Annotated in this window: 19 protein-coding genes; 12 read left to right on the forward strand and 7 right to left on the reverse strand. The window is 62.2% G+C overall.

What is annotated here, in order from left to right; genetic code table 11:
• The first annotated feature begins 137 nt into the window (after nt 1-137).
• The 8 genes from LDB05_RS20970 (at nt 138) to LDB05_RS21005 (ending at nt 11,079) form a co-directional block, all read left to right on the forward strand.
• Nucleotides 138-1,364: an acyl-CoA dehydrogenase family protein gene (locus tag LDB05_RS20970; protein ID WP_226008169.1), complete on the forward strand. Its 1,227-nt coding sequence runs from the start codon at nt 138-140 to the stop codon at nt 1,362-1,364.
• Between the two features lie 193 nt (nt 1,365-1,557).
• Nucleotides 1,558-2,547, forward strand: coding sequence for an MBL fold metallo-hydrolase (locus LDB05_RS20975; RefSeq protein WP_226008170.1), 990 nt, complete (start codon nt 1,558-1,560; stop codon nt 2,545-2,547).
• Between the two features lie 116 nt (nt 2,548-2,663).
• Nucleotides 2,664-3,830, forward strand: a complete 1,167-nt coding sequence (locus LDB05_RS20980) for an acyl-CoA dehydrogenase family protein (RefSeq protein WP_226008171.1) — start codon at nt 2,664-2,666, stop codon at nt 3,828-3,830.
• A 190-nt stretch (nt 3,831-4,020) separates the two neighbouring features.
• Nucleotides 4,021-5,649 carry an acetate--CoA ligase gene (locus tag LDB05_RS20985; RefSeq protein ID WP_226008172.1) on the forward strand — a complete coding sequence of 543 codons (1,629 nt, stop codon included), beginning with the start codon at nt 4,021-4,023 and terminating at the stop codon, nt 5,647-5,649.
• Nucleotides 5,650-5,880: 231 nt separating this feature from the next.
• Nucleotides 5,881-7,557 (forward strand): acetate--CoA ligase, encoded by a 1,677-nt coding sequence (locus LDB05_RS20990; RefSeq protein ID WP_226008173.1) that lies wholly within the window; start codon nt 5,881-5,883, stop codon nt 7,555-7,557.
• Between the two features lie 493 nt (nt 7,558-8,050).
• On the forward strand, nt 8,051-9,199 hold the full coding sequence (locus LDB05_RS20995) for a thiolase family protein (protein WP_226008174.1): 1,149 nt from the start codon (nt 8,051-8,053) through the stop codon (nt 9,197-9,199).
• Between the two features lie 411 nt (nt 9,200-9,610).
• Nucleotides 9,611-10,702 carry an amidohydrolase family protein gene (locus tag LDB05_RS21000; protein WP_226008175.1) on the forward strand — a complete coding sequence of 364 codons (1,092 nt, stop codon included), beginning with the start codon at nt 9,611-9,613 and terminating at the stop codon, nt 10,700-10,702.
• Complete coding sequence (locus tag LDB05_RS21005) at nt 10,702-11,079, forward strand: metal-sulfur cluster assembly factor (protein WP_226008176.1); 378 nt, start codon at nt 10,702-10,704, stop codon at nt 11,077-11,079. The genes LDB05_RS21000 and LDB05_RS21005 overlap by 1 nt, the downstream gene beginning before the upstream one ends.
• A 100-nt stretch (nt 11,080-11,179) precedes the next feature.
• Here the strand turns inward: LDB05_RS21005 and LDB05_RS21010 are convergent, their stop codons facing one another.
• Nucleotides 11,180-11,929, reverse strand: a complete 750-nt coding sequence (locus LDB05_RS21010) for an SDR family NAD(P)-dependent oxidoreductase (RefSeq protein WP_226008177.1) — start codon at nt 11,927-11,929, stop codon at nt 11,180-11,182.
• Nucleotides 11,930-12,101: 172 nt separating this feature from the next.
• Here LDB05_RS21010 and LDB05_RS21015 point away from each other — a divergent pair, with 172 nt between their 5' ends.
• From LDB05_RS21015 to LDB05_RS21025, 3 genes are all read left to right on the forward strand, one after another.
• A complete protein-coding gene (locus tag LDB05_RS21015) occupies nt 12,102-13,100 on the forward strand; it encodes a thiamine pyrophosphate-dependent dehydrogenase E1 component subunit alpha (RefSeq protein WP_226008178.1) in 999 nt (332 codons plus the stop codon).
• A gap of 2 nt (nt 13,101-13,102) precedes the next feature.
• A complete protein-coding gene (locus LDB05_RS21020; protein WP_226008179.1) occupies nt 13,103-14,068 on the forward strand; it encodes an alpha-ketoacid dehydrogenase subunit beta in 966 nt (321 codons plus the stop codon).
• A gap of 245 nt (nt 14,069-14,313) precedes the next feature.
• Nucleotides 14,314-15,753, forward strand: a complete 1,440-nt coding sequence (locus LDB05_RS21025; RefSeq protein ID WP_226008180.1) for a 2-oxo acid dehydrogenase subunit E2 — start codon at nt 14,314-14,316, stop codon at nt 15,751-15,753.
• Between the two features lie 67 nt (nt 15,754-15,820).
• On the opposite strand, the gene LDB05_RS21030 is transcribed toward LDB05_RS21025, so the two are convergent.
• The 6 genes from LDB05_RS21030 to LDB05_RS21055 form a co-directional block, all read right to left on the reverse strand.
• On the reverse strand, nt 15,821-16,825 hold the full coding sequence (locus tag LDB05_RS21030; RefSeq protein ID WP_226008181.1) for an LLM class flavin-dependent oxidoreductase: 1,005 nt from the start codon (nt 16,823-16,825) through the stop codon (nt 15,821-15,823).
• The gene (locus tag LDB05_RS21035; protein ID WP_226008182.1) at nt 16,822-18,501 is read right to left on the reverse strand and encodes a hydantoinase B/oxoprolinase family protein; all 1,680 of its coding nucleotides are present in this window, start codon (nt 18,499-18,501) and stop codon (nt 16,822-16,824) included. The genes LDB05_RS21030 and LDB05_RS21035 overlap by 4 nt, the downstream gene beginning before the upstream one ends.
• Nucleotides 18,498-20,570: a hydantoinase/oxoprolinase family protein gene (locus tag LDB05_RS21040; RefSeq protein WP_226008183.1), complete on the reverse strand. Its 2,073-nt coding sequence runs from the start codon at nt 20,568-20,570 to the stop codon at nt 18,498-18,500. Before LDB05_RS21040 ends, LDB05_RS21035 begins: the two co-directional genes overlap by 4 nt.
• Nucleotides 20,571-20,722: 152 nt before the next feature.
• Nucleotides 20,723-21,790, reverse strand: coding sequence for a phosphotransferase family protein (locus tag LDB05_RS21045; protein WP_226008184.1), 1,068 nt, complete (start codon nt 21,788-21,790; stop codon nt 20,723-20,725).
• On the reverse strand, nt 21,787-22,260 hold the full coding sequence (locus tag LDB05_RS21050) for a hypothetical protein (RefSeq protein ID WP_226008185.1): 474 nt from the start codon (nt 22,258-22,260) through the stop codon (nt 21,787-21,789). The genes LDB05_RS21045 and LDB05_RS21050 overlap by 4 nt, the downstream gene beginning before the upstream one ends.
• A 51-nt stretch (nt 22,261-22,311) precedes the next feature.
• Nucleotides 22,312-23,544, reverse strand: coding sequence for an acyl-CoA dehydrogenase family protein (locus LDB05_RS21055; RefSeq protein WP_226008186.1), 1,233 nt, complete (start codon nt 23,542-23,544; stop codon nt 22,312-22,314).
• A gap of 221 nt (nt 23,545-23,765) precedes the next feature.
• Here LDB05_RS21055 and LDB05_RS21060 point away from each other — a divergent pair, with 221 nt between their 5' ends.
• Complete coding sequence (locus LDB05_RS21060; protein ID WP_226008187.1) at nt 23,766-24,551, forward strand: acetoacetate decarboxylase family protein; 786 nt, start codon at nt 23,766-23,768, stop codon at nt 24,549-24,551.
• Nucleotides 24,552-24,728: the final 177 nt, after the last annotated feature.

Raw genomic sequence — 24,728 nt, forward strand, 5'->3', positions numbered from 1 at the left:
TGGACTGTGTGTTCCCACTCAGCGTCGGAGTGCCACCCCGACCGCCGCTGATTGCTTCGAAACGATGGCTCTCACATCAGAATGCGTATGTGAATGACGAGGTTTATATGTGTATTCAAATAATGTTCCATGTACACATGGCACAATCAGCCGAGACTAGCCCCGGCGTTTCGTTCGGGACCGACGACGAGACGGAACTCATTCTCCAGAGCCTCGAGGAGTTCGTCGAGCAGGAAGTGAAACCGATCGCAGACGAGCTCGGTGAGACGCTCACGAACCCCCGGCTCGGACACGAACCGAACGGTCGGCTGACCGACGAGGTGCTCGAGGCGAGACGGGAGGTGCGACGAAAGAGCGCGGAGGCCGGCTTCTACGCGATGAACATGCCAGAGTCCGTCGGCGGCGAGGACGTGTCGGCCGTCACGTGGTACCGCGCGAACAAGCACCTCGCGAAGCAGGACGTGCCACTGGCATCGAACGTTCTCGCCGGACCTGGTGGTCCGAAGCCGCTTCTCGCTCAGGCGGAGGGAGAGCAAGTCGAGCGATATCTCGAGCCGGCGATGCGCGCGGAGAAGACGACCGCGTTCGGCCAGACGGAACCCGGCGTGGGGTCGGACTCGCCGAACATGGAGACGCGAGCCGAGAGAGACGGCGACGAGTGGGTACTCAACGGGCAGAAGCAGTGGATCACGAACGCTCCGTACGCCGATTTCATTCAGGTCTTCGCGAGGACGACGCCGCAGGAAGAAGTGGGTCGACACGGCGGAATCACGTGTTTCATCGTCGAGGCCGACGAGTACGAGATCGGGACCCTGAACAACGCCGTCGGCGCGACCGGCATACAGGCGGAGGTCCACTTCGACGACGTCCGGCTCTCGGACGATCGCGTCCTCGGGAGCGTCGACAACGCGTTCTACGACGCGATGTCGTTCCTCGGGCTCGGTCGCGTCGAGATCGGCGCGACGGCGGTCGGCCACGCGGAGTGGCTGCTCGACGAGGCCACGAACTACGCGAACGAGCGAGAGGCGTTCGGCGAGCAAATCGGCCAATATCAGGCGATATCGCACAAGATCGCTCGCGGACGAGCGAACGCGCTGGCGGCCGACACCGTCGGTCTCAAATGCGCCTGGCTGCTCGATCAGGGCGAGCCGGCGATCGCCGAATCGTCGATCCTCAAGTGGTTCGCGAGTAACACCTTCTGGGAGATCGCCGACGACGTCGTCCAGATTCACGGTGCCAACGGCCTCGCCGAGGAAAACCCGTTCATGGACCGCCTCCATCGCGCCCGAATCCAACGAGTCGTCGAGGGAACCGACGAAATTCAGCTCAATACGATCGCCAAACAGTACGGCGTGGAAATGTAAGCCGGGAGACCGAGCGAGGAACTCGAGCGTACTGACTGGGACGCGACCCCGCCGATATGTATCGGTTCCGGTCAGTTCAGCTCGCGATCTCTGAAACGGGAACAGGCTCCCTCTCGCTGTACGGCGGCGCTTCTATGGGATGGCTTTGCCGCTAATCGAAACTTATCCATCGTGGACAACGGTATCTATCGGCATGAGCGAACCGAATCGGATCGCTGGGACCGATCTCGATGCGACGGTCCACCGGCTGGAGTTCTCCGTCGATTGGCCGCCGGGTCACGCGGCGGCGTACGTGATTTCGGGTGACGAGCCGATTCTCATCGACGCAGGGACGCCCGGTGAGCGCGGCTCCGAGGAACTACGCGCCGAACTGAGCGACCACGGGTACGGTCCGTCGGACATCGAACACGTGGTGCTCACGCACGGTCACACTGATCACGTCGGCCAGACGCCGACGCTGCTCGAGGCCGGGTCGCCGACCGTCTACGCGCCGAGACAGCTACGGGATCGATACGAGCGGGAGATGGAAACGGTCGCCGAGCGGACTCGAGCGAATCTACTCGAGGCCGGGCTCGAGCCAAAATACCTCAAGTCAGCCAGCGAACGCTTGCTTTCCGCTCACCGCACAGTGCGCGAGTCGCTTCCCGAAGACGCGGTCGACGTCTGGATCGATGATGACCCGTTCACCGTCGGGACGCACGAAATCGAACCGATCTATTCACCGGGGCACCACATTAGCCACGTCTGTTTCGGGACGACGTTCGACGGTGAGCGAGTCGTGTTTTCGGGCGACATGGCGATGGAACCGTTCCGTGCGCCGTCGCTACTCGTCAACTTCGACGACGGTGTCGAGGACAGCGTGCGACGGTTTCGAGCGTCGTTAGATCGTCTCAAGACGTACCAGTTCGACCGGGTATTCCCGGGCCACGGTCCGATACACGATCGATACGAGGAGTGCCTCGACCGGTCTATCGCCGATCTGGACTCCAAACTCGAGCAGTGCCTCGAGCGGATCGAATCGGACCGAGCGACGGCGTTCCAGATCGCGACGGAGAGGGCGGGCACGGAGCACGGAATCAATCGAATCTTCGCGGAGACCGTCGGACTCGTCGAATATCTCGAGGATCGAGGGGATGTCCGGAGCGTTCTCGAGGACGGCGTTCGATTCTACGAGAGTACCTGAACGGTTCGCGTACTCCTGTGTGATCAGCGGACCCGAGAAACCGTCTCGCGGAGAGAGGTCCGTCGCTAGTGCCGGTCGATGCCTTGTTTTATATTTTCTCGTGAGAAGATGAGCGTATGCCCGTTTCCGAGACGGAAGTCCACGATCTGATCCGGAGTTCGGTACGCGACCTCGCTGCCGAGTACGACGCCGATTACTGGCGCGAGCACATCGATCAGAAGCGCTTTCCCGAATCGTATTGGCAGGACCTTGCGGACAACGGCTGGCTCGGCGTCGCGATCGACGAGGAGTACGGTGGAGAGGGACTGGGAATGCACGAGATGACGATCGTCATCGAGGAACTCTCGCGTGCCGGTGGACAGGGAGGTATCATCTTCATTCTGACGCCCGTGTTCGGTGGTATCAGCATTCAACGACACGGGACTGAAGTCCAAAAGCGCGAATACCTCCCGGAGATCGTCGACGGGAACTGCCGGTTTTGTATGGGGTTGACCGAACCGAACGCCGGGACGAACACGCTCTCGATCGAGACGACGGCCGAACGGGACGGTGACGAGTTCGTGATCCACGGCGAGAAGACCTTCATCAGCAGCGTTGAGACCGCCGACGAGATGTTACTCGTCGCGCGTACCTCCGAACTCGAGCCCTCGGATCCGACCCACGGCGGAACGCTCTTTCTCGTTTCCGACCCGGCTGATCGCGACGCGATCTCGCTGTCGCCGCTCGATACGGCAGTACCGTGGTTTGAGCAGCAGTATCAGGTCAATATCGACGGCTTACGGGTTCACGAGGACGATATCCTCGGTTCCGAGGACGACGGGTTCAGGCTCATGTTCGATACGCTCAATACCGAACGTATCGCCGGTGCGGCGAGTGCTCTCGGTGATGGACTTCGGGCCGTCGACCTCGCAGTCGAGTACGCCAACGACCGCGAGGTGTTCGGACAACCGATCGGAGCTCACCAGTCGATCCAACATCCGCTGGCCGAAAGCTACGCTAAGCTCCTCGCCGCCCGCCAGATCACCTACAGTGCCGCTGCGAAATGGGACCGCGGCGAGGACTGTAGCATGGAAACGAATGCGGCCAAACTGCTCTCGAGCCAGTTCAGCACCGAAGCCGCGTCGCAGGCGATTCAGACTCACGGCGGGAACGGATTCACGAAGGAGTACGAGGTCTACGAACTCTGGCAGAACGCGCGCGTGACCGAGACAGTGCCCGTTTCGAACGAAATGGCGAAGAACCACATTGCGGAACATCACCTCGGACTCCCCCGTTCGTATTGACTTTGCAGGAGCAGTGAGACACCCCGAACCACCCTCCCGTCACAGTTTTCGTGCCGTTGTCGAATCAGCGTCAACTATTCGGGTCACGCTATTCGAGACGAATATCGCCCTCGAGTGAGTTCGCAGCGAGATGCACCTCAGTCCTGACAAACCAAAAAACTATACACCATTTCATGATACATGGTATTGTATGACATACGGAAGCGTATACGAGGCCGTGTACGACCAGTACGAGACGGACGAGAGCTGGGACGAGCACGCCCACGTCGGAGACAGAGAGTCGCTCAATATCGCAACGGAGTCGCTCGGTCGCCATGCGTCCTCGGAAGAGACGGGACTTCGGATCCAGGACTTCGAGACCGGCGAGACTGAGACCTACACGTTCGCCGAACTCGATGCCGCCGCGAATCGAGTGAGCAATTACCTGGAAGCACACACCGAACGCGGCGACCGAGTCGGTGCGATGCTCCCCACGCAGTTCGAGCTATACGCCGTCGTCTTCGGGACGATCAAGGCCGGCCGGATCTATCTCCCGCTCGCACCGATGTTCGGCCCGGACGCGCTGAACTACCGCCTTGAGGACTCGGGAGCGACCGCGTTGTTCACCACGGCGGACGGCTGCGAGACCGTCGACGGGAGTCTCCCCTCGCTCGAACGCATCGTCACGGTCGACGGCGGAAGCGACGCAGTCGATAGCGACGTGACAGTGGAGGATTACGACGCAGTCGGTGATCGATCAGAGACGTTCGAACCCGTCGATACCCACCCGAACGACCCGTACACGCTGACGTACACGTCCGGGACCACCGGCCCGCCGAAAGGCGTCCTGAGCAGTCACGGCGGGGTGATCGAACTCCACGCGTACGCGGAATACGTCGCCGATGTTCGCCCCGACGATGTCTATCTGGTCGCCGCGTCACCGTCGTGGTCGTACGGGCTCAACATGGGCACGATCATGTCGGGCGTTCGGGGGACCGCGATCGGTTGCTATCGCGGGCAGTTCGATCCCATTGCGTTCTTCGAAACCCTGGAGGCGTGGGACGTCGACAACGCGATGATACCGCCCACGGCCCTCCGCCAGTCGCGAGCGGGCGGAATCGATCTCGAGGCGTACGACATCGATCTCCGCGTGCTCCTCTCGGCCGGCGAATCGCTCGACGAGGATACCGTCGAATGGTGTGAAGACGGTCTGGGCGCACCACCGCAGGACGCCTACGGGTTAACGGAGGCCGGTATGGTGGTCTGTAACTACGCGTTCGACGACTGGGAAGTAAAGCCCGGGAGCATGGGGAAAGTCCTCCCCGGGGTCGAGGTAGCGTTACTGGACGAGGACGGCGAGGAAGTCGAACAGGGCGACGTCGGTGAAATCGCAGTCAAACGCGATGCGGACGCGCACGGATCGTACTGGGGCCGACCCGAGGCGACGCTCGAGACGTTCACCGGCCGCTGGCTCAGAACCGGCGATCTGGCACGGCGAGACGAGGACGGATATTACTGGTACGTCAGTCGCGCGGACGACGTCATCATCTCCGCCGGCTATCGCATCGGTCCGGCGGAGGTCGAGGAAACGCTGCTCAACCATCCCGCGGTCGAGGAAGCGGCCGTCATCGGTACGGATCACGAGACTCGCGGCGAAATCGTCAAAGCGTACGTTACCCTCGTCGACGACTACGACCCGAGTGAAGGACTGAACGATGAACTCCAGGAGTTCGCCCGAGACGAACTTTCGAAACACGAGTACCCCCGTGAACTGGAATTCCTCGACGAACTCCCCAAGACCGCCAGCGGGAAAATAAAGCGGTCCGCTCTCGAGGGGTGAATCACTGAGCATCGAGCGATTCGGGTGCGTTCAATTCGAGACGACGGTATGGATTCCGGGGTAGTTACCGTGGGGCCTGCAATCCGTCAAATGTCTCGAGGCCATCCGACTGCAGAGTTCGGTGAATCGCACTCGCTCGAGGCCCTACCATGGCTGCTTGTTTTCGCGCCGGAGATGGCAACTCGATGGGCGATACTATTAATACGAGTCCTCTTGTGTCCTTGTTATACAATGACACGGATCGGCCAATACCATTTCTACGAGCGTGACTGGGAGAGCTACGAACAACTCCGAGAATCCTTCGAGTGGGAGATTCCAGACCAATTCAATATGGCAGAGTACGTCTGTGATCGGTGGGCCCGTAATCGCGGGCGCGTCGCGTTCTTTGCGGAAGACGAAGCGGGGGACCGTCGGACGCTCACGTTTCGTGATGTGCAGATCGAGGCGAATCGGATCGCGAACTACCTCTCGGAGGCGGGAGTTACGCCGGGCGACAGAGTTGGGATCTGTCTCGGGCAGCGTCCAGAGGCCGCCGTCAGCCATATCGCGGTGTGGAAACTGGGCGCCGTCTCCGTCCCACTCAGTACGCAGTTCGGGAACGACGCGCTCGCATACCGACTCGACGACTGCCGCGCCATAGCTTGTATCGTCGATGGGTCGAGTGTGGACACCGTCCGGTCGATTCGTAGTGATCTCAAGGCGCTGGAGACGGTGCTAACCATCGGGGCGGACCCGGTGCCAAAGGAAACGACGTGGGACGCAGTCGAGCGTCGATCACCGCAGCAGTTCGAAACGGAGGAAACGAACGCCGACGACGACGCGATCATCATCTATACGAGTGGCACGACCGGCGAGCCAAAAGGTGTACGTCACGCACATCGGCTGTTGCTCGGTCACTTACCGATGTTTGCCGAGAATTTCATGGAGAAGGGAACGGCGGACGAGAGCGTGTTCTGGACTCCCGTCGAATGGTCGTGGATCGGGTCGCTGTTTTCGCTCGTGATGCCGACGCTATACTACGGCCAGCCGGTCGTCGCGTACGATACCGATCGGTTCGACGCCGAATCGGCGTTCGACCTCATCGAACGATACGGGATAACGAACCTCGGGGCACCGACGACGGCACTCCGGATGATGATGCAGGTCGACGATCCCGCGGATCGATACGCACTGGGGACGATCCGGCACGTCGCCGCAGGAGGTGAGGCGGTCGGTGAAAGCGTTATCAGGTGGGCGAAGGAGACGTTCGATGGTGCCGCTATCGAAGAGGTGTATGGACAGACGGAGGCGAATCTCGTCGTCGGAGACTGTCACTCGTTGAAGGAGCCTCGGCCGGGGAAGATGGGTCTCGCAGCACCGGGCCACGATGTGGCAATCGTCGATCCGGAAACGGCCGAACCGATCGACGAACCGGGAGAAGTCGGCGAGATAGCGGTTCGATACGAAGGGAATCCGGTTTGCTTCCGAGAGTACTGGAACAAACCGGAACGGACCGACCGAAAGGTCCGCAACGGTTGGTTGCTGACCGAGGACCTCGGAACGGTCGATGAGGACGGCTTCTTCTCGTTCGAAGGCCGCAAGGACGATGTGATCATCACGTCGGGCTATCGAGTGAGTCCCGAGGAAATCGAGGAAGTGATCGCGAGCCACGTCGCCGTCGCGGACGCCGCGGTGATCGGCGTTCCCGACGAGGATCGGGGGAGCGTCCCGAAAGCGTTCGTAGTCACTGGTGACGAGGAATGGCGGACTCCCGAATTAAAAGAGGAGCTCGAGAATCGCGTTACGGATCGTCTCGCCCGCTACGAGTACCCGAGGATGATCGAATTTCTCGACGAGTTGCCGACGACATCTACTGGCAAAGTCCGACGGCAGTCCCTCCGCGAGCGGGACGGTATCGCGGATTCGTGAGGTATTGCTCGGGATCAGACCGACGAGACGGGGAGCGGTGACGCCTCGAATCACGTGGCTTCGAAGCGATTCACCAATGATATCGCTACTTGGCACTTCGTAAAAGAGGGTACCACGGAGTGGAAGTGACAGGTTCGATGTTCCGCTGTCTCGTAATCATCACGACTGGTGTGCTATTAGTTCTCTTCTGTTATAGACACGAATGCGCACCCGACCGCCGAATGTAATAGGTATTTATACAATATAAAGCATTTAGATTCCCAACAGCGGCCAAGGTAATAACACACTTAGGGCATTATTCTATGTCGAGATTACGGTTCCGTTCGCTGGAGAACCAACGAGATCGTTGGTAGTTACAGGATAGCATAGGTGGCACAGATCACTCAAGTAAGGACCTGGAAAAGGCATATCGCCGGCTAAACTAAAAATTCTAACATATACCGGAACAGGGCCAAAGCCTATTAGCACCACCGTAGTTAACGATACACGCACCATGAGAAACGCAGTTATCGTCGACGCAGTGCGTACCCCGTTCGGAAAACGAGACGGCTCGTTCCGTGACACGCATCCACAAGACCTCGCGGCAGAACCGCTCGAGGCGCTGCGCGAGCGCAATGGATTCGAGCCGGAGACGATCGAAGACGTCATTTACGGCTGTGTGACGCCGATGGACGAGCAGGGACTCAATATCGCCAGACTCGCACCGATGGTCGCCGGCTGGGGTGATATCGTTCCGGGCGTGCAACTCAATCGGATGTGCGGTTCGGGACAGCAGGCGGCCAACTTCGCTGCATCGAACGTTATGGCCGGCCAGCATGATGTCCTTATCGCGGGCGGCGTCGAACACATGACCCGCGTTCCGATGGGGTCCGACGCTGGCGGGCTGACGGACACGTATTTCGAACACTTCGACGAACGGACTCATCAGGGCGAGGGTGCCGAGCGCATTGCCGAGGAGTATGACTTTACGCGCGAAGAACTCGACCGGATCGCCGTCGATTCACAACAGCGCTGGAAACGTGCCTGGGACGACGGTCGCTACGACGATCAGATCACGCCGGTCGAGACTGAAGTCGACGGTGAGGAAGTCGTCGTTGAGCAGGACGAACACCCCCGTCCCGGAACCGACATGGATACCCTCTCGGAACTGCCGCTTTCCTTCCGCGACGAGGGCGAGGGCTTCCACCATCCGGGCAACTCCTCGGGAATCGTCGACGGCTCGTCCGCATTGCTTATCGCGAGCGAGGAGGCCGCCGAAGCACACGGTTGGGAACCGATGGCCCGCATCCGTCAGACCGAAGTCGTCGGTGTCGACCCGATTACGATGCTGAAAGGCCCCATCCCGGCCACCGAGGGAGTCCTCGAGAAGGCGGACATGGCGGTCGGTGACATCGACCTCTTCGAAGTCAACGAAGCGTTCGCATCGGTCGTCGCCGCGTGGCTCGAGGAGACCGGTGCGTCATGGGAAAACGTCAACGTCAACGGCGGTGCGATCGCCCACGGCCACCCGCTGGGTGCGACCGGGGCGGCGTTGCTGACGAAACTAGCCCACGAACTCGAGCAAACCGACCAGGATACCGCTCTCTCGGCGATGTGTATTGGGTTCGGGCAGGGCATCGCGACGATCCTCGAGCGCGTCTAGCGGCGACGGATCGCCTCGATGATTGTCGGCAGTCACGCTCCGAGGAGTGCAGCCCCTCCTACCCGGTGTGACTAGTTCTCTTCGCATCGAATTTTGTACACCGTGATGACCGCGTGCCTGGGATCGTCTCTGTGATCGTCAGTGCCTGTATTCGCTCGAACAGAGCTACCGTCTCGACCGCTACGTTGTCGACGGATGCGTCGATCGATGACTCATTTCGCAGGGAGTTGTGCTGATGGATTCAGTTTCCGTCTCCGTCGCTTCGTGACTATCGTCCCGAATCACGATCTGAATCTCGTCCGAAGCTATTACTGTTTCTATGCCGACAATACATGCGCATGGTGTCAAGTGTTACCGTCATGTCCGGTCCGCGCGTGAACAGAGAACCCGAGGACGATACGGGGGGAGGCCATGTTAGACCTTGAGGAGACGTTCGTGTACGACGCCGTAACGCACTCGTACAACATGTCCCCGTCGAACTATCGCAATGAACAGCATGCGGAGGGAATCACGGAGATGCTCTTCGGGAACGTGTCGAGCGTCGTCTCCGACGAGTATACCCTCTCCCCGGAGGGCTTCGTGCGAGATTGGGGCGTCGAAGAGACGGCGACCATGTTGTTCGAAGAGAGCTACACGGACATGGCGACGTTCCATCCGGTACCGATGTACGCCTTCCACGACGGGCTGGTCGCCAACGACAAAGCGGGCGAGGTCGCGGACCGATGGCCCGATCGGTTCCGTTCCTACGCCTGCGTGGATCCGCTCCGAGACGAGTGGGAGGACGAACTCGAAGCGCAAGTTCGGGACTTCGATCCGATCGGAATCAAACTGTATCCGTCTCACTGGAGCGAGGACCATCACGAGGGCTGGAGTATGGGTGATCCGGAGGTCGCGTTCCCCGTCTTCGAAAAGGCACACGATCTCGGTATCGAACTCATCGACATCCACAAAGCCATTCCGTTCGGGCCCGTGCCGCGAGGACCGTATCACCCTGGCGACGTCGACGAGGCGGCCGAAAGCTTCCCCGATCTCACGTTCAGCATCGTCCACGGCGGCTATTCGTTTACCGAGGAGACCGCTTGGCAGCTCGCTCGCTTCCCGAACGTCTACGTGAACTTGGAGGGATTGCCGGCCATCCTGCTCGGTAACGAACGGCGGTTCGGCGAGCTACTCGCCGAGCTGATTAGCTTCCTCGGAGAGGACGGAATGGACCGCCTGTTCTGGAGTTCGGGAGCGATGTCCGTCCATCCGCGACCCCAGCTCGAAGCGTTCCGCGACTTCGAGTTCTCCGAGGCGGTTCGCAAGAACACGAGTATGATGGGCGAACTCCCACAGATATCCGACGAGCACAAACGGAAGATCCTCGGCGAGAACTACGCGAACCTCATCGACCTTGACGTTGACGAGGCCCGTACTCGCATTGAGGACGACGAGTTCAGCAGCGCACGGTCGAACGGGGAGCTCGCGGAACCGTACTCGACGACGAACGCCGAGGTGGCGTGATGTCCCCCCTGGAAAACCGGATTCGAGATCGGCTGGACGAGGTCATCGATCCGTGTAGCGCGGCCAACGGAACGAATCTCAGTATTATCGAAATGGGCCTCCTCGATGAGATCGATGTCGATGAGGGCCACGTCACCGTTTCGATGCGACTCACCACTCCCTTCTGTATGCAACTCCCCTACTTCGTCGAAGAGATCGATGAGCGAATCGGCGCTATCGACGAGGTGACGTCCGTTAGCCTCGAGACGGACGAGGGTGTCGACTGGCACACGGGGATGATGTCCGAGGAGGCCCAGACGCAGCGACGGGAACGCAAAGCTGCCCGCGAAGCAGAGTACTTCGACGAGACGTCCGAGGACGTCCGCGCAGACGATTGACGGGAGCAGGGCGGGGGAGACTGTTTTTTACACCGTCATTACAGGGAGGAGCCACGGCTCCCATAGAACGAACCGCAGCAGCGGCAGTGAATGAGAGAATTCACACGTAACCGGCGTCGACTTTCAGCGCCCGTCCGGTCACGTACGACGCGTCCTCGCTGGCGAGGAAGGCAACGCAGGACGCGACTTCGTCGGGATCGGCCCAGCGGTCCAGCGCCGTCTGCCGACGCATCGCCTCCTGTTCCTCCTCGGAATACCACTCGTCGGTCATTGCCGTGTCGATCAGACCGGGACAGACGGCGTTGATGCGAACGTCGTACTGTGCGAGTTCGCCCGCGACGGACCGCGTGAAGTGGAGCACTGCCGCCTTCGTAAGCGCGTAAGACGTGATCGGGGCCGATTTCCATCCCGCCATCGAGGACGTGTTGACGATGACGCCGCCGCCGTCCGCCTCGAACAGCGGAAGTGCGGCGTGACAGCCGTTCCAGACGCCCTTGAGATTCACATCGATTAGCTCGTCCCTGTGTTCGCGCGTCGTTTCGCGGAAGGACCGCGCCTCGCCGATCCCGGCGTTGTTGAACAGAATGTCCAGTCCGTCGTAGTCCTCGGCGACAGAGTCCAGACACTCCTCGAACCGATCGTAATCGCTGACGTCGAGCGAGCGGAATTCGGCCGTTCCGTCGGCCCTCTCGTTCGCGTCGATTTGCTCGACGGTCTCTTCGCCTCGCTCGTCGTCGATATCAGTGACGACCACGTTGACGCCCTCCTCGGCCAGTCGATGCGTCGTCGCGCGGCCGATACCGGACGCACCGCCGGTAACGACTGCAGTCTTGCCGTGCAATCCTCGCATGTGTTCCGTTATTACGGTTGTTCTATAAGAAAGTACGCCTCGAGCGCCCCTGGCTGCGCGATTTTTCGCCATACGGAATTCGCGGAAATACGCGCCCGCGGCGCTATCGCGATACCGCTCACCAGGGGTAGATTTATGCGGTATACTGAAACATCCTTAGATGTGAGTCCGAATGACACAGAACGTTAGCGTCGACGACGACATGGCGAGAGATCTCCTCGAGGAGATGCTCCGCATCGATATCTTCGAGGAGGAGACGAAAGAGCGGTTCGGAGAAGGAGAAATTCCGGGATTCGTACACCTCAGCGGCGGCCACGAGGGATCGCACGTCGGCATGGGTGCCGCAATGCGAGACGACGACTGGCTGGCCGTCGGCGGTGCGCGGCTCATCGGCCAGTACATCGCCAAGGGGGTTCCGTTACCGGATATCATGGCGGAGCTCTACGGGCGCGTCGGGGGATCGAACAAGGGCCACGGCGGCCAAATGCACGTTTCCGACATCGACCGGAAGCTGTACGGCCACGCCGCGACGATCGGCTCCGGCCAGAATCCCGCCGTGGGACTCGGGCTAGCGGAGGAAATGAAGGGAACCGACAACGTGGCGGTGACGACAATCGGCGACGGCGGAACGAGTCGCGGCTCGTTCCACACGGCGCTCGTCTTCGCCGCGTACTGGGATCTTCCGGTCGTTTTCGTCATCGAGAACAATCAGTGGGCGATATCGACGCCGTCCGAGTCGCTCTCACCGGACAGTCTCTCTGACTACGGGATCCCGCACAACATGCCGACCGAAAGCATCGACGGGAGTGATGTGGAAGAAGTGTACCGCGCGGTCTCCGAGGCGATCGAACGCGCTCGCAACGGCGAGGGACCGTCGGTCATCGAGAGCCGCGTTGTCAGGCTCGTTCCTCACTTCGAGGGCGACAAGGAAACGTATCGCGACGAGGAGGAGTACGAACAGCTCAAGGAGGAGAAAGACCCGATCGGGAACTACCGCGAGCGGTTGCTCGAGAACGACGTCGTGACCGAGGCCGAAATTGAAGACATGATTACGAACATCGAATCGGAAGTGGAGGAGGCCGTCGAGTTCGCTCGCGAGAGCCCGGAACCCGAACCGGAAGCGGCCTACGATCACGTCTACCGGACGCCCCTCTACGGGCAGGGTGAATAACGATGACACGAGAAATCACGTACGTCGAGGCGATTGCGGAGGCGATCGACGAGGAACTCGAGCGAGACGACGACGTCATTCTGTTCGGCGAGGACGTCGAGGAGTTCGGCGGCAACTTCGGTGAGACGGAGGGGCTGTACAAGAAGCACGGCCGCGATCGCGTCCGTAACACGCCGCTCTCGGAGATCGGCATCGCCGGCATGGCTCTCGGTGCGGCCGTCGGCGGGATTCGGCCCGTCGCCGAACTCCAGTTTGCCGACTTCGCTGCGACGGCCGGTGACGAAGTGTTCAACCAGATCCCGAAACAGCCCTACGTCAGCGGCGGCCAGATCGAAGCACCGCTCACGATCTTCGCTCCGTCTGGTGCCGGTATCGGTGCGGGCGCACAACACTCACAGTCCGTCCACTCTTGGCTCGGGAACGTCCCGGGATGGGTCGTCGTCACCGCGACGACGCCCTACGACGCGAAGGGCCTGTTCAAAAGCGCTATCCGGGACGATAATCCGGTCTTTTTCCTCCCCCACAAGATGCTGAGCGAGACCAAAGGTGAAGTGCCCGACGAGGAGTATACGCTCCCGCTCGGGGAAGCCGCGGTCGAGGAGGACGGAGAGGACGTCACCGTCGTCGCGACCCAACTCATGTTCCACCGCGCGAAGGAAGCCGCTGCCGAGGTCGACGCCGACGTAGAGATCGTCAACCCGCGGACGTTCGCCCCGCTCGACACCGAAACCATTGCCGAGAGCGTTCGGAAGACAGGGCGACTGGTCGTCGTCGACGAGACCGTCGAGCGATACGGGACGCAAGGACACATTGCGAACGAGATCGTCGAGAACGACTTCTTCAGCCTCGACGCACCGCCGAAGACGATCGGCGTGAAGGACATCCCGATCCCGCTGAGTCCACCCCTCGAGCAGGAAGCGCTCCCCTCCGCCGACCGCATCGCGGACGGGATCGAATCGCTCTTCTAAGGGCGATTTAACGGGGAACGCGCTTTTTTACCCCGCCCTGAATTTCGACGATTCGTGATCATCTGTCGTCGAGTACCTGCTCGACGAAGTCAGGGTGCGACCCGGTACGTCTCGAATCGGACCGCCGTGAGACACGGCATCGATGTTGTAATCTTCGAGAGTTTTCAGATATGCGATATTCGCGGACGGACGGTGGGGTGAGTGTGGTGAGATTTTAAATAGAAGGGTGAATCATGATACCAGACATGGTAGACGTAGTGCGAATTCCGAAGCTGGGGCTGAGTGACTACGGCGATCTCGTCGCCTGGGAGACTGATACGGGCAATCGCGTCGAGAGGGGCGACGTCGTCGCCGTCCTCGAGTCGGATAAGGCCAGCGCCGAAATCGAGGCCCCCGAAAGCGGAGTCCTGCTCGAACAGTACGTCGAGGAAGGCGAAGAGATCGCTATCGAAGTGGGGAAGCCCCTCGCGGTGATCGGTGAAGAGGGAGAGGCGGTACCGTCGCTGGCGGAACTCGAGGACGACGGAGAGAGCGACGAGGGGCCGGCGGGAGCCGGTGAGGCGGCATCGAATACGGGTACCGGATCCGGCGACGATGTGGCAGCCAACGGTGGCGCGGCGACTCCAGACGTCAAGGCGACGCCGCGGGCCAAGCGTCGCGCCAACGAAGCAGACGTAGATCTGGCGGAAATCGACGGGACCGGGCCCCAGGATGCAGTCACCGAAGGCGATATCGAGGACTTCCTCGAGAGTGGCGACGGAGCACCGGCGGAGGGCAGCGACGAGTCCGACGCTGACGCCGCGTCCGCGACGGACATTAAGGCGACGCCGCGGGCCAAGCGTCGTGCCGAGGAGGACGGCGTCGAGTTGTCCCGGATCGACGGGACGGGCCCACAGGGAGCGATCACCGAGAGTGATGTCGAAGCGGTCGCGAGCGGTGCCGACGCCGACCGGTCCGACGCGTCGGCGACCGCGAGCGACGAGACGACCGCTGACGGACTCACCGTGACGGAAGCGCGGACGCTCACCGGCGCACGGAAAACGATCGCGGAGCGCCTGAGCCGGAGCGCTCGAGAGAAACCCCACGTCATGGGGACGCGTGATATCGGCATCGAGCGCCTCGAGGAAGTCAAGGACCGACTCGAGGAGAAAGGGGTCGACGTCTCGCTAAACGATCTCATCCTCCACTTCGTCGGCCGAACGCTCGAGGACCTCCCCGAGTTCAACGCGCACTTCGAGGACGACGACCACCGCCTCATCGACGAGGTCAACGTCGGCTACGCGGTCGACAGCGAGCGAGGACTCATGGTACCGGTGATCGACGACGTACCGAATCGCGACCTCGAGGAGCTGGCGTCCGAGCGGCGACGGCTCGTCGAGGCAGTCCTCGAGAACGAACACTCGTCGTCTGATCTTCAGGGAGGAACCTTCACCGTCACCAACGTCGGTGTCTTCGACATGGACGTCTCCTATTCGATCATCAATCCTCCTCAAGTAGCGATCCTCGCACTCGGTCGACGCAAGCAAATTCCCGTCGAGCGCGACGGTGACGTCGAATTCGAGCGGGCGATCACGTTCAGTCTCACGATCGATCACCGCGTGCTTGACGGGGCCGACTCGGGCGCATTCCTCGAACGCCTCGCCGAGTACCTCGAGTACCCCGGACGAGCGTTCGACGCCGTGTGAACCGGACGCGGCTCGCGCCTATTGCCCAATAGAACGAACGAAGAAGCGGCACCTCTTTTGGGAGTCTTCAGGCAGGACCGAGGTCGGCGTCGGCGAGGACCTTCTCGTGGAATCGCTCGTTCTCAGCGGTCCGTTCGGGCGGAAACAGACACATCACGTGATCGACGCCGAGGTCGTCGAGCGCTCGCAGGCGCTCGCGACACGCCTTCGGCGGCCCTGCGATCGCGAAGCGGTCACCGAGGTACTCCCACACCTCGTCGCCGATGTCGTCCAGCGCCGCGGCCGCTTCGTCGCCGTGCTCCTGCATGTCGTGGGCGTCGACGAGCGAGCGCAGATCGTCGCGAACCTCGCTCGGCGCGTCCTCGACGGAGAAGCTGAAGTTGTGATAGGCGATCGGTTCGATGACCGGCTTGAGCTTCTCTACCGCCTCGGCCCGCGTCTCGGCCACGCAGGTCGGGGCGAGCGTCACGATGTCGAGATCGCCGAGTGACCGCCCGGCCCGCTCGGCACCCTCTCGGATGTTCGCCAATCCGAGGTTCTCGACCGTGTCGGGGTTCGGCCCGCCGCCGAAAATGACGCCGTCGGCCACCTCGCCGGCCATTCGAAGCGTCGTCGGTCCCTCGGCGGCGACGTAGACGGTGCCGTCTCGCTGCCGCGACTCGAGACGGAACGGTTCGCCGCCGAACGTGACTTCCTCGCCGCGGAGTAGCCGTCGGAGCTTCTCGGCGCTCTCTGCGAGTTCGTCGACGGTGGCCGGTTGCTCGCCGACCGAGTAGACGGCGCTGTCGCCCGCGCCGATCCCTAAGACTGTTCGCCCGTCGGCGACGTGATCGAGCGAGGCGATCGCGTTTGCCGTCACGGAGGGATGCCGACTCTTGGGGTTGGTGATTCCGGGTGCGAGCGTCAGTTCGTCGGTTTCCACCGCACACGCCGTGAGCGTGACGTAGAGGTCGGTGTAGAGCTGCTGGGAGTCGATTGCCCAGAGCGTATCCCAGCCCCACCGCTCGAGCGAACGGGCGTACTCGGTCGCGTCGGCGACCGAATCGGTGGCAACGAATCCTCCGAACTTCATGAGTCATCGGGCTCGTAGCCGTAGACCTCGCGGGCGCGTTCTTCGGTGATCAACCCCCGCTCGACATCGGCTTCGACGGCCTCAGAGTCGCGGTCCTCAGGGTCGCCGTATCCGCCGGGCGTCGCCGAAACGAGCGTGACAGTTTCGCCGGGCTCGAGCACTCCGGGCCCGTTCGGCGGAATCTCTTTATCGTCGCTCGAGGAGGCGGTTGTCGCTCGCTTGCCGGACTTGCCGCCGCGGAAGCCCGACGGGTCGCGGTCGGCCCGGCCGGACGTGAGCGCGAAGTACACCGGTCCGTCCGTCGGGTTGTGGTACGACGTCCGCATGGCCGGTCCGGAACGGTGTTCGCCGGCGCCCTCAGTGTCGGGAACCAAGGCGGTCTCCTCCCACCGGAGGGGACTGTAGCGCTCGAACATCTCGATAGGGGTGTTCTGTCCGTTGTAGGGGAAGTAGACGCCCGGGATCCCGTCGTTGTGAGCGCTCGGTGGGAATCCGCCCGCCGTCCCGCCGACGGCGATGAACTCCTCGCCGTTCTCGTCAGCACCCGAGAACGGCGCGAGCTGGATGCCGGCCATTTCCGAGAGCGCCGATTCGGGGATTACCTGACCGAGCGCGCGGATGAGCGCGTCCTCCGCGTGCGAGTAAGTGAGGTGTCGAGCCATCGTCGCCACCGGCCGGTCGCAGTTGAGGATCGACCCCTCCGGCGCAGTCACCTCGATCGGGCGGAAGAACCCCTCGGCGTTCGGCAGGTCCGGGACGAGCATACACTTCACGATGTACTCGGTGACCGTGACGATGTTCCCGAACGGACAGTTGAGGCCGGCGTCGACCTGCGCGGACGTGCCGTCGAAGTCGACCTCGAGGTCGTCCCCGTCGATCGTCACGGCGACCTGAATGGTGAGGTCGTGCTCGGCGACGGTGAATTCGGTCGAGTCCTCGTAGGTGCCGTCCGGAAGGTCGGCGAGTTCCTCACGGAGCGCACGCTCGGTTCGATCGATGACCTCCTCGGCGACACGGTCGAACGTCTCCTTGCCCCGGTCGTCGACGATCTCGCGAACGCGTTCCTCGCCGACGGTGTTGCCCGACCGGAGCGCCTCGAGATCGCCGAGAGCCTGATGCGGAATGCGGACGTTACTCCGGATGATGTTGTCGATCGCGTCGTTTCGCTCGCCGCCCTCGTAGAGCTTCGTGGGCGGGATCAAGATGCCTTCCTCGTAGACCTGTTCGGCGTCGGTCGACCAACCGCCGCGGTTCCCGCCCACGTCGTCGGTGTGGCCGAGGCTCCCAGTGATCCCGACGAGGTCTCCGTCGTGGAAGACGGGGTTCAGGACGACCACGTCCGACAGGTGGCCGCCACCGATCCAGGGATCGTTCGTGATGATGGTATCGCCCGGTTCCAGCGTCTCCGGCGGGAAGTGGTCCTCGAGGATGATCCGCGTCGTTCGCGACAGCGCGCCGGACAGGACGGGAACCGATTGGTCCGAGAGGCCGATCGCGTTCCCGTCGGCGGTCATGACCGCCGTCGAGGCGTCGGCCGCCTCCCTGATGGAGAAGGAGTAGGCGAGCCGCTCGGCGGCGTCGTACATCTCGTCCGCGGTGGCTTGGAGTCGGTTCCACAGCACTTGCGTCTCTAAGTCGGCCGATTCGGTCGCGTCGGTGTCGTCTGTCGTGCTCATAGTTCGATGGTGATGTCGTAGTTGTCTGCCACGGTCAGCGTCGAGTCGGGGTCCGCCACGACCGTCGTCTGATCGGCCTCGACGACGACGGGACCGTCGATCGATTCGTCAGGCGTCAGTTCGTCCCAGCCATAGACGTCGGTCGCGACGCTGCCGTGCTCGCCGCCGAAGTAGACGTCGCGGCTGTCCGGTTCAGCGCTCTCGCCGTCGGGTACGACGAGTCGTGAGGTCTCGGCGTCGCGGTCGCTCTCGCTGAGTTCGAGCCGGTAGGTGAGGACTTCGACGGGGAACTCCAGGGTTTCCCGGTTGAATGTCTCCTCGTACGTCCGCTCGAAGGCCTCGCGGGCGATGTCGGGCGTCACGTCGTCGATGTCGCGTCCCCCGAGTGGGACCTTGATCTCGTGTCCCTGGTCGACGTGGCGCATGTCGAGGCTGAGCGACGTCTCGGTCTCATTCGGGTCGATGCCGGCCCGCTCGAGAACGGACGCGGCCTCCTCGCGGAGGGACGCGAACTGCCGTTCGAAGTCCTCGGCGGACAGCGTCTCGAGGACGGCCTGACTCGTCGAACTGGCCTCGTACATGCGGGGCGCTTCGGTGAGCCCGATCGAGGAGCCGACGCCCGCGCCGTACGGGCAGACGACTTCGTCGATATCGAGTTTGCGGGCGACTCGGAACGCGTGTGAGGGCCCGGCGCCGCCGAGCGCGGTCATCGAAAGCCCGCGCGTATCGAGGCCGCGGGAAGCGGCGTAGCGTCGGAACGCCGTCGCCATGTTCTCGTTGACGACCTCGAACACGCGCCACGCCGCCTCTGTGACCGACACGTCCAGCGGGTCGGCGAGTTCCTCGCCGAAGATGGACTCGGTCTTTTCTGCGGCCAGATCCATTCGTCCGCCGTAGAAATTCTCGGGATTGAGATAGCCGAGTAACAGCGAGGCGTCCGTCACCGTCGGATCGTCACCGCCCTGATTGTAACAGATCGGGCCGGGATCAGACCCGGACGACTCCGGACCGACCTCGATGAGTCCGACGTCGTTCACGGACGCGATCGAGCCCCCGCCGGCACCGATCTCCGTCAGGTCAATCAGCGGCGAGACGAGGTCGTAGCCGCTCCCCTCCTTGAACCGGTGGACGCGAGCGACGTCGGCCTCGTACTTCATCCGCACGTCGCCGTCCTCGACGATCGACCCCTTCGCCGTGGTTCCGCCCATGTCGAACGAGAACACGTCGTCGTTGCCGTGGGTCTCGCCGAAGATGCGCGAGGCGAGCACGCCCGCGGCCGGCCCGGACTCGACGAGGCAAATCGGCTCCGCCTTCGCCGTTCGCACGTCGACGATACCGCCCGACGACGTCATCATGTAGACCTCGCCCGCGAACCCGTCCGACTCGAGTTCCGACTGGAGGAACTCGAGGTAGTCAGCCACCACGGGCGCGACGTAGGCGTTGATAACTGTAGTCGACGTCCGCTCGTACTCCCTGATGACGGGGACGACCTCCGACGACAGCGAGACGTTCAGGTCGGGGTACTCGTCCGCGATGACGTCCGCCACGATCTGCTCGTGCTCGTCGGACTCGTAGGAGTGCAGCAGCGAGATGGCGACGGAATCGACGTCGTGGTCCTCGACCAGCGTTCGCGTCCGTTCGCGGACCTCGTCACGGTCGAGAGGTTCGACGACCTCGCCATCGTCGTTCAGGCGCTCGCTCAACTCGAGACGGCGCTGACGGGGTACCAGCGGATCGGGGTACTCCATCTCCCAGTCGAACATATCATAGCGCGACCCGCGTCGCAGTTCGAGTATATCGCGTGTTCCCTCCGTCGTCAGCAGCCCCGTCGTCGCGCCGGTGCCTTCGATGAGCGTGTTCGAGACCAACGTCGTGCCGTGGATGACGGTGTCGAGTTCCTCGAACCCGACGCCGTTCTCGTCGAGAATTCGATGGGCGCCAGTTAGCGCTCCCTCCGCCGGGTTGGCCGGCGTCGTCGGCTCCTTGTCGACGGTGACTTCGCCGGACTCCCGATCGACTAGCGTGAAGTCCGTGAAGGTGCCGCCGATGTCCATGCCAAGTGTGTACATGCTGTTCGTCTTCGGTGTCCACAGCCGATCCAATATATGTTGTGGTGAATGTTAGCAAGAGTCTCCAGAACCGGTGAGCGAGACGGCCGTATCTCGGCACGGAACGGCCGATCTGAAACGAGGGGGCCTCGGGTTCGCTGCGCTCGAGGTCTTCAGAGGCGGTCGTCTTCGATGATCGCGAGCAGGTCCTCGATCAGCCCCGGAACGGGGTACTGGAACCAGGCGTTGCGGACGTCGTCGCTCGCGCCGGTCTCGTACTGGTTGGCGCCCCAACAGCAGATGGTGAGCATGACGAACGCCGAGAATGCCTGCCAGTAGCGAACGCGCTCGCGGTCAACGGTCCGCCCCGTCCGGCGTTCGTACTCGTCGTAGAACCATTCCCGCTCGAGCAGCGAACAGGCGAGTTCGGGCCGCTCGATCGGCTCGACGAGCTTGCCGGCGAAGTACCGGGTGCTCGCGTAGCCCAGGTCGAATAGCGGATCGCCGACGCGGGCGAACTCCCAGTCGAGCAGGCCGGTGATCCGATCGTCGTCGACGAGGGCGTTGCCGATCCGGAAATCGCCGTGGATAAGCGTCGTTTCGGGAACTGTCGGCTTGTTTGTGCGGAACCAGCGGATCGCCTCCTCGACTGCCGGTTCTCGTTTCAATTCGGCAGACCGGTAGAGTTCCTCCCAGCGGTCGATCTCGCGGGAGACCACCTCGTCCGGTGGTACGTCATCGATCCCCGGCACTGCCGCCCCGTCGATCGAGTGGACGCCCGCGGCGGCGTCGACGAAGCGGTCCGGAAGGGACCTGTCCGGTGAATCCCACGCGTCGTACAGTTCCCGCCGATCTCGCGGATCCCACGTGATCGGCGGCTCTCCCTCGAGGTGCTCCATGACAAAGAGGCCGCGCTCGAATGGTCCGCCATCCGCGTCGAACCAGCGGACTCGCGGAACCGGAACGGGTGCGTCTTGGCTCGCGACGAGGGTTTCGTACTCCGTCTGGATGTCGTTCCCGGGGAGCGACGCCGTATCGATATCGTGTTGTAGTTCGTTCTCCGCTCGGAGAACCAGACGTTCGGAGACATCGTCGCCGCCCTCGCGGTACCGAGCAGTGAACGAGACCGTGTCTCGAGACCACCCCTCGGTGTGCGCGACGATATCGTCGACAGACACCTCACTGTCAGCGACCGTGCCGGAGAGGTACCTCGAAAGCGTGTCAGCGGAGAACTCCGTCATTCGTCTCCCTCCCGGCCGAGCATGCGTAACTGCCGGTCGACGCGCGTCCGTAGGAACTCGTACAGGGGTCGCCGCGCGATCGCGGCCCGCTCCGCGTCGAGTTCGTTATCGATCGCCGCCAACACGTTGTCCGCGGCGGACAGGAGGGCTTCTTCGACGTCTCGAGTCGACCCGTCCGTGGCGTCTATTTCGCTGCGGCCCTCTTCGAGCGCGGCGCGAACGTCGGGCGCATCTATCTCGTTTCGGTCGAGCACCGCCTCGAGTTCGTCTAGGCGATCAGCGAGGGTCCGACGCTGGGCCCGAACGGCCGCCTCCCGGCCGCCGACCTCGCCGGCCAGGAACTGGAGCGTCGAGGCCATCGAACCAACCTGGGCGTGGACGAACTCGTCGTCGGTAACGGCGGGTCGGACTTCCTCGCGCGTGAACGTCGCGAACCGGTCCAGTATCAGCTCCGGATCGAGGTATGGCATACCGTGGTATAGTACGGTGTTATTACAAATAACTGCGGGTCGAATCGGCCCCTATCCGAGATAGCCGAACAGGTGACCGGCGACGTTTCGTTTCTGGATCTCTTCCGATCCCTCGGTGATCCGGTACCGTCGGTGGTGCCGGTAAATATGTTCGAAGGGCTTGTGACGAGTGTACCCCTGTCCACCGTGGACCTGCATCGCCCTATCGGCGGCGTCGCACGCGAGGAGGTTTGCCCGGTAATTCGCCATCGAGACTTTGTCGCTCACGCTCTGTTGGCTGTCCTCGTCTAGCTGCCACGCCGTCTTGTACACCAGGTTTCGCACCATCTCGGCCTCCGTGTGGAGGTCGGCGAGCGGGAACTGGATTCCTTGTCGCTTCGCGAGCGGCTCGTCCCACGTGTGGCGTTCCTTCGCGAACTCGACCGCCTGATCGATACAGTACTGGGCCGCTCCGACGCTCGAGGCGGCCTGTCTGATGCGGCCCTCGTGAACGAAGTACGATGCCTGCTGGAGCCCTTTGTCTTTCTCGCCCAGAATCGCGTCCGCAGGGACGCGGACGTCGTCGAGCGTTACTTCGGCGTGGTCGGTCGGCATGTTGAACGTCCAGTGGAAGTACTCGACCTCGAGCCCGTCCGCGTCCGTCGGTACCCAGAACGCCGTGATCCCCTCGTGATCGCCGTCGTCACCGTCAGTTCTGGCGAAGATAACGTCGTAGTCGGCGGTGTGCAGTCCGCTGTTGTATCGCTTCGCCCCGTTGATCACCCATTCGTCGCCGTCCTTTTCAGCGGTCGTATCCATGTGCGTAGCGTCGCTGCCGTGCTCTGGCTCTGTCAGTCCGAATGCGGCGGTCGTCTCGCCAGTGATCAGGTCCTCGAGGTGACGGTCTTTCCGTTCCTCGCTCCCGAATTCGATCAGTAGTTCGGGAACGTTGAAATTTCCGACCACGGCGGCCTCCTGTTGCAAAACGTTGTGTAGGCCGATCCCCCTCTTAGCGAGGTGTTCCCGAATTACGGCCATGCCGAGGTTGCTCCCGTCTCGACCACCGTATTCCTCTGGGAGCATGTATCGATACAATCCGGCCTCATCGGCTCGGTAGCGCATCTCCTCGAGCAACGCCTCCCACTCCGCGGTCGGCGTCCCGTCCTCCCAGTTCGTACGAGCGTCTTCGCGCCGATGGTCGAAGAACCGTTCGTGCTCTCGCTGGAGCGGCTCGATCTCGGCTTCGATGAACTCGTCGATCTCGTCGAGCAACTGCTGGAGCTGCTCTGGCATCCGGAAATCCATGTGTAAAGACATTCGGAGACAGTATATTATAGTTCGGGTGACTCCCTCCTCACCCTACTGCGCTACTCGGCCTTCGGCCTGCGTTGCTCGTTGAGGGCGGAACAGTAGAGCCTAAATTCAGGTAAACACCGAGGACGCGTTCAGAGACGCACGCGAGGATATCGGTTCTGCGGAACTCCGACCAGGTAAACGATTAAGGCTCGGGCAGACGACTGCCAACTATGACCGGATTCGTTCGATCGGAGGACGAAATCGAGGCGATCCAGGAACGGATGGCAGAGAACTGCTTTTACGACGCGAAGCAGGTGGCGATCCGGTTCCGCACCCGCGAGTCGATACTCGAACGGATCCTCCCGCCCGGTCTAGAACCGACCGAGGAGCCGGTGATACGGGTCGATGTCGTCGATGTCGGACGCAGTAACTGCGTTGGTTCGTTCTGCGGAGCCGGCGTCTACGTGCGAGCGCACCACGACGGCCACGTCGGCGAGTACTGCGTGACCATGCCGATGTCGACGGAAGCCGCGATCACGTGGGGACGAGAGCTGTTCGGGGAACCGAAAAAGAAGGCCGCTATCTCGCTCGAGCGGACCGAAAACGAGGTGAACGGACGCGTATCCCGGGGCGACGGGGCGCTCATCGAAATCGATGCGACCATGGAAACGGAACGGCAGCTCGATCCGAAACCACAGACGATCTATCACTACAAATCGCTCCCCGACGTGACCGGGCGAGGGTTCCAGTTCGATCCGATGCTGATCCGAGTCACGTTAGACAGCGACCTCCACGCGTACGAATCCGGTTCCGGCTCGCTTTCGCTCGGAGCGGATCCCGCCAGTCCGCTCGACGAACTCGAAATAGAAGAGATCCTCGGAGCGTCGTACACCGAGGCGGACTTGCGCTCGACGCAGGAGAACGTAACCACCGTCGACCCCGAATCGTTCCTCCCGTACGCCTTCGGAACCGGGCGCAGTAACGATTGGCTCGAGTTAGACAACCTGACTGACTGAAACCGTCCGTGAACGAGGCCGTTTGGACGATCGGGACACCCGGTCGTCTCTGAATGGGGCCCTGCGACACAGAGCGGAATGTCGAGAGCACTGCGCCGCGGAACCGCCCCCCGTCGAAGAGACCGAACGGAGAACCCGATCCGCTATGACCCCGAAATCGGAAACGAGCGATCTCAA

Origin of the sequence: Natrinema salinisoli, assembly GCF_020405205.1 — an archaeon.
Classification (GTDB): domain Archaea; phylum Halobacteriota; class Halobacteria; order Halobacteriales; family Natrialbaceae; genus Natrinema; species Natrinema salinisoli.

What these genes read in the sequence shown, in the direction of transcription:
- LDB05_RS20970 (WP_226008169.1), top strand. Translation starts at nt 138, where the DNA reads ATGGCACAATCAGCCGAGACTAGCCCCGGCGTTTCGTTCGGGACCGAC.
- LDB05_RS20975 (WP_226008170.1), top strand. Translation starts at nt 1,558, where the DNA reads ATGAGCGAACCGAATCGGATCGCTGGGACCGATCTCGATGCGACGGTC.
- LDB05_RS20980 (WP_226008171.1), top strand. Translation starts at nt 2,664, where the DNA reads ATGCCCGTTTCCGAGACGGAAGTCCACGATCTGATCCGGAGTTCGGTA.
- LDB05_RS20985 (WP_226008172.1), top strand. Translation starts at nt 4,021, where the DNA reads ATGACATACGGAAGCGTATACGAGGCCGTGTACGACCAGTACGAGACG.
- LDB05_RS20990 (WP_226008173.1), top strand. Translation starts at nt 5,881, where the DNA reads ATGACACGGATCGGCCAATACCATTTCTACGAGCGTGACTGGGAGAGC.
- LDB05_RS20995 (WP_226008174.1), top strand. Translation starts at nt 8,051, where the DNA reads ATGAGAAACGCAGTTATCGTCGACGCAGTGCGTACCCCGTTCGGAAAA.
- LDB05_RS21000 (WP_226008175.1), top strand. Translation starts at nt 9,611, where the DNA reads ATGTTAGACCTTGAGGAGACGTTCGTGTACGACGCCGTAACGCACTCG.
- LDB05_RS21005 (WP_226008176.1), top strand. Translation starts at nt 10,702, where the DNA reads ATGTCCCCCCTGGAAAACCGGATTCGAGATCGGCTGGACGAGGTCATC.
- LDB05_RS21010 (WP_226008177.1), bottom strand. Translation starts at nt 11,929, where the DNA reads ATGCGAGGATTGCACGGCAAGACTGCAGTCGTTACCGGCGGTGCGTCC.
- LDB05_RS21015 (WP_226008178.1), top strand. Translation starts at nt 12,102, where the DNA reads ATGACACAGAACGTTAGCGTCGACGACGACATGGCGAGAGATCTCCTC.
- LDB05_RS21020 (WP_226008179.1), top strand. Translation starts at nt 13,103, where the DNA reads ATGACACGAGAAATCACGTACGTCGAGGCGATTGCGGAGGCGATCGAC.
- LDB05_RS21025 (WP_226008180.1), top strand. Translation starts at nt 14,314, where the DNA reads ATGGTAGACGTAGTGCGAATTCCGAAGCTGGGGCTGAGTGACTACGGC.
- LDB05_RS21030 (WP_226008181.1), bottom strand. Translation starts at nt 16,825, where the DNA reads ATGAAGTTCGGAGGATTCGTTGCCACCGATTCGGTCGCCGACGCGACC.
- LDB05_RS21035 (WP_226008182.1), bottom strand. Translation starts at nt 18,501, where the DNA reads ATGAGCACGACAGACGACACCGACGCGACCGAATCGGCCGACTTAGAG.
- LDB05_RS21040 (WP_226008183.1), bottom strand. Translation starts at nt 20,570, where the DNA reads ATGTACACACTTGGCATGGACATCGGCGGCACCTTCACGGACTTCACG.
- LDB05_RS21045 (WP_226008184.1), bottom strand. Translation starts at nt 21,790, where the DNA reads ATGACGGAGTTCTCCGCTGACACGCTTTCGAGGTACCTCTCCGGCACG.
- LDB05_RS21050 (WP_226008185.1), bottom strand. Translation starts at nt 22,260, where the DNA reads ATGCCATACCTCGATCCGGAGCTGATACTGGACCGGTTCGCGACGTTC.
- LDB05_RS21055 (WP_226008186.1), bottom strand. Translation starts at nt 23,544, where the DNA reads ATGGATTTCCGGATGCCAGAGCAGCTCCAGCAGTTGCTCGACGAGATC.
- LDB05_RS21060 (WP_226008187.1), top strand. Translation starts at nt 23,766, where the DNA reads ATGACCGGATTCGTTCGATCGGAGGACGAAATCGAGGCGATCCAGGAA.